Origin of the sequence: Lentzea roselyniae (assembly GCF_039537795.1) — a bacterium.
Taxonomy (GTDB): domain Bacteria; phylum Actinomycetota; class Actinomycetes; order Mycobacteriales; family Pseudonocardiaceae; genus Lentzea; species Lentzea atacamensis.
On record NZ_BAABBE010000098.1, the window covers coordinates 1 to 3,708 of the forward strand.

General features: G+C 63.1%; 5 protein-coding genes. 1 reads left to right on the forward strand and 4 read right to left on the reverse strand.

From position 1 onward, the window contains the following. Nucleotides 1-80 precede the first annotated feature (80 nt). From ABFX45_RS45885 to ABFX45_RS45895, 3 genes are read right to left on the reverse strand one after another with little or no spacing between them, the layout of a single operon-like run. On the reverse strand, nucleotides 81-443 hold the full coding sequence (locus tag ABFX45_RS45885) for a hypothetical protein (RefSeq protein WP_346137375.1): 363 nt from the start codon (nucleotides 441-443) through the stop codon (nucleotides 81-83). Further along, the gene (locus ABFX45_RS45890) at nucleotides 440-619 is read right to left on the reverse strand and encodes a transposase (protein WP_346137376.1); all 180 of its coding nucleotides are present in this window, start codon (nucleotides 617-619) and stop codon (nucleotides 440-442) included. Before ABFX45_RS45890 ends, ABFX45_RS45885 begins: the two co-directional genes overlap by 4 nt. 37 nt (nucleotides 620-656) lie before the next feature. Next, nucleotides 657-1,283: a hypothetical protein gene (locus ABFX45_RS45895; RefSeq protein ID WP_346137377.1), complete on the reverse strand. Its 627-nt coding sequence runs from the start codon at nucleotides 1,281-1,283 to the stop codon at nucleotides 657-659. A 262-nt stretch (nucleotides 1,284-1,545) separates the two neighbouring features. Between ABFX45_RS45895 and ABFX45_RS45900 the strand changes: the two genes are divergently transcribed. Next, the gene (locus ABFX45_RS45900) at nucleotides 1,546-2,760 is read left to right on the forward strand and encodes an alpha/beta fold hydrolase (RefSeq protein WP_346137378.1); all 1,215 of its coding nucleotides are present in this window, start codon (nucleotides 1,546-1,548) and stop codon (nucleotides 2,758-2,760) included. Nucleotides 2,761-3,241: 481 nt separating this feature from the next. On the opposite strand, the gene ABFX45_RS45905 is transcribed toward ABFX45_RS45900, so the two are convergent. Next, nucleotides 3,242-3,706, reverse strand: coding sequence for a reverse transcriptase domain-containing protein (locus tag ABFX45_RS45905; protein WP_346137379.1), 465 nt, complete (start codon nucleotides 3,704-3,706; stop codon nucleotides 3,242-3,244). Between the last annotated feature and the right edge of the window lie 2 nt (nucleotides 3,707-3,708).

A 3,708-nucleotide genomic window follows, 5' to 3' on the forward strand; every position in this document is an offset into this window, starting at 1 on the left:
GTCCAGGTCTAAGATCGGCAACGCGGCCACCGTTTCGCTTCGAGTCCCAACACACCTCGAAGTTGATCACGGTGGCCGTCTCACGTCACCACGCCATCGACCAAGATCACGCCATGCGGCTGTAGTAGTAGGCGTTGCGGGCGGCGAGTTTGGCGGCTCGGTTGATGCCTTCGCTCTTGGCGTTGGTGACGCCGGTGCGCAGGAACGGCTTCGATGCCGTCCCACCGGGTCTCGACGGTGGTGGCCAGTCGTGTGCGGACTTCGGCGGGGTCGAGCTTGTCCCGGTTGCAGGCCAGCACGGTGCGGAGTTCCTCTTTGGCGAGCCAGGCGGTGAGGATGCCGGTGCCGATCGGCCCGGCCGACTCGACCTCGGTCCACATCGTGGTGACCTGCTCTTCGGTGAGGTCCTCCCAGTTGCGGGCCAGGCGGTTGCGGGCGATCATTCCGGGTCGGTCTTGCGGCCGCGGCGGCCTCGGTGCTGGAAGGTCAGACGCCGCCGCACCTCGCACAGCGCCGTATTGGCCAACTGCACCACGTGGAAGTGATCGACCACGATCGTCGCCGCCGGCAGCGCCTGGCGCACGGCGGCCCGGTAGCAGGCCGACATGTCGATGGCCACGAACTTGACCTGCCTGTGCCAGGACTCGGCCTGTTGCTCAAGCCAGCCAGGCGGCGTCGGCGGCGGCCAGGCCCTCGACCTGGTCCAGCAGGCCCTGCGTGCCGGTGACGTCGACTAACCCGGTGTGCCACCGCCCCACTGTCTCCTCGTTCTTCCCAGTCAGCGGGTTGACCTGGTACTTCGGCCTGCCCAGGACCTGCACCGGCGCGGGCCCGGCGGGCAGCACGGCCGCGGCCTGGGCGGTGAACGCGGCGTGCACCACCGGCCAGGACAGGCCCACACTGGCGGCGACCTCGGAGACAACACGCTTGACCGTGGCCACCGCCGTCCCGGCCGCCTGCCGTAATCGCGTGGTCAACCGTGCCCGAGCCGGAACAGGCGGCACCGTCTCCGTGAACGTCCTCTTCGGACATTCGAGGGTCCGGCAGCGCCACCAGCTCTTGTGCCACACCAAGCGGATACGGTCGCCACCGAAGGGCAGATCCCGCGGCTCGGTGAGCACCCTTTCCTTGAGCGAGGCCGAGACCAGCTCGCGCAGCGGGCAGCATCTGGTCCGCTCATCAGCAGTGATCACGTGCACCACCCGCACGCCGTCGGCATCGAGTTCCACGTGATCCACAGCCAGGCCGTCCAGGCCCAGCAGCAAAGTCGTATCGTTGTACACGCCCGTGATTCTTCGGTCAGGTTGCGTAGACAACAACCATGATCACAAAGAGCCACGGGTCTTTTGTATCCAGCCTGCCCGGCTACGCTCCGCTACCGACGATGACGCTGCCCGGACAACCTCGAAGACCCCTGATTCGGCGTACGGGAATCGATTTGTCGGCTCGATCGAGTGATCCGAGTATGAGAACCTTTCGACTCGAAGAAATCCTCGATATGTTGGCTAACGAAGCCGAGGGCAACCATCCGGAAAGGTGAAGCGAATGCGCAAGGCAAACCGGCTGACAGCAGCCATTGTCGCCGTTCCTGTCGGCTTGGCAGTGTTGATCGTCGGTGCGGCTCCGGCAAGCGCCGCTGATGACTTCTACACGCCTCCGTCGCCGCTGCCCGCGGGGCGTCCCGGCGATATCATCCGCAGTGAGGCTGGTTCGTTCTCCGCCGACGTGGACAAGACGGCGCAAGTCCAGCGCATCATGTACCTGAGCCGGGACATGCGCGACGAGCCCATCGCCGTCACCGGTACAGTGCTCACCCCGAACACCCCTTGGCAGGGGCGTGACAAACGGCCCGTCGTCGCCTACGCACCCGGTACGCACGGCCTCGGCGACCAGTGCGCACCGTCCAAGACACTGGCTGGTGACGAGGAGTACGAAGGCCAGTTCGTGCTCGGCTTGCTGGGCAAAGGCTGGGGCGTCGTGGTCACCGACTACCAGGGGCTTGGCCCGCCCGGCCTGCACACGTATGCCAACCGCAAGGCCGAGGCGCACGCCGTACTCGACTCGATCCGTGCGGCGCAGCGACTTCCCGCGGCGGATCTACCCCAGGACGGCCCGGTCGTTATCGGCGGCTATTCCCAAGGGGGCGGCGCCGCGGCGGCTGCTGCGGAACTCCAGGATGCCTACGCGCCGGAGCTGGAACTCAAGGGCGTCTACGCGGGCGCGCCGCCCGCCAATCTGAAGGCGCTCGCCCGGTTCCTCGACGACAGCTACGCGATCGGATTCGGCTTATTCGCCGTCGCCAGCTTCAACTATTCCTACCCCGATCGGGATATCCTCGGCATATTCAACGAGGAGGGCAGGAAGGTATTGAAACAGGTCGAAACCGAATGCGTTGTCGACGCACTCGCAAACCATGCTGAGCTCAAAACCAAGGACCTGATCAAGGATGGTCGCCCGTTCAGCGCCTACCTCGATACAGAACCCTACAACTCGGTGTTCGGCGAACAACAAATCGGCCTGATCAAGCCCGCCGTGCCGGTACTGGTCGCACACAGTTCCCAAGACGATATCGTGCCCTACGAACAAGGCAAAGCCATGGCGCAGGGCTGGTGCAACCTGGGCGCGACCGTGCAATTCAAGGAAATCGATCCCCCTTCTGGCCACCTCCCCGCCATGCAGAAATCGTTCCCGGTCATGCTCGACTGGCTCACCGCACGGCTCGACGACGCCAAGGTGACCAACAACTGCGGAAGTTTCTAACGGGTTGGTGGGCGTATGCTCTCGCTCGCTGGTTTCGAGAACGTCACACGTCGGGTATGTCCCAGGTGGAAAAATGCGAAGTAATCAACGAATTGCGTTGGGCACCATCGCCACCGCGAGTGCAGTAATGGAGTGGTGACTGACCCAAGGACGACTGGGTTGCCCTGTACGATCATCCCCCGGCGCGAACCCCGACAACAACTACCTAGACCGGGCCTACGTACACACATTTTTCGGGGAACAGAAGGACGATTATAAGACGAGCCTTAAGAACACGGGCGGCAATGGTTACTACGCCGCATGCTGGGCTTGGATTAACAAACAACGCCGTTACACGCGAGCCAGCGTCAGTGTGCCGAAAACATGCTCGTGAACGTAGCCGAAGCCAATCGAATCGATACAGTGGACGAACGCGTCTCTCGAAAGAGATAACGCTTAGTGGTCGCTTTCGGAAGTTCTTCGGGGGTCGCGACGACCTTGATCAGAAGGGGTTGTCCAGATAGAGGCGGCAGGCGCAGCCGAAGGCTTCTTCGGGCATCTGAATCGGCGCTTTCAGCCACCGTTTCACATACAACACCACCCATTTTTGGTCGGTGTTGACCTCTACCGCCTTGATCATACGATCATGATCGACCGAGTCGAAGAACTTCTGGACGTCAAGATCCAGAACCCAGTCCTTCTTCCAGCACCGTTCCCGGCACTTCGCCACCGCGTCCAGCGGCGACCGCCCCGGCCGGTACCCGTACGAGTCGTCATGAAAGATCGACTCCATTCGAGGCTCCAACTGCTTGGCGGCCACCGTTTGCGCGATTCTGTCGGCCACTGACGTGATCTCAACGAGTTTCAGGTGAGCCGTCCGTACTCGAAATGGGTGAGTACGAGTGCGGCTTTGACGATGTGGCCGATCTTGCGTGGGCTGGTGGTGAAGTGCCGCAGGGCGCGCCAGCG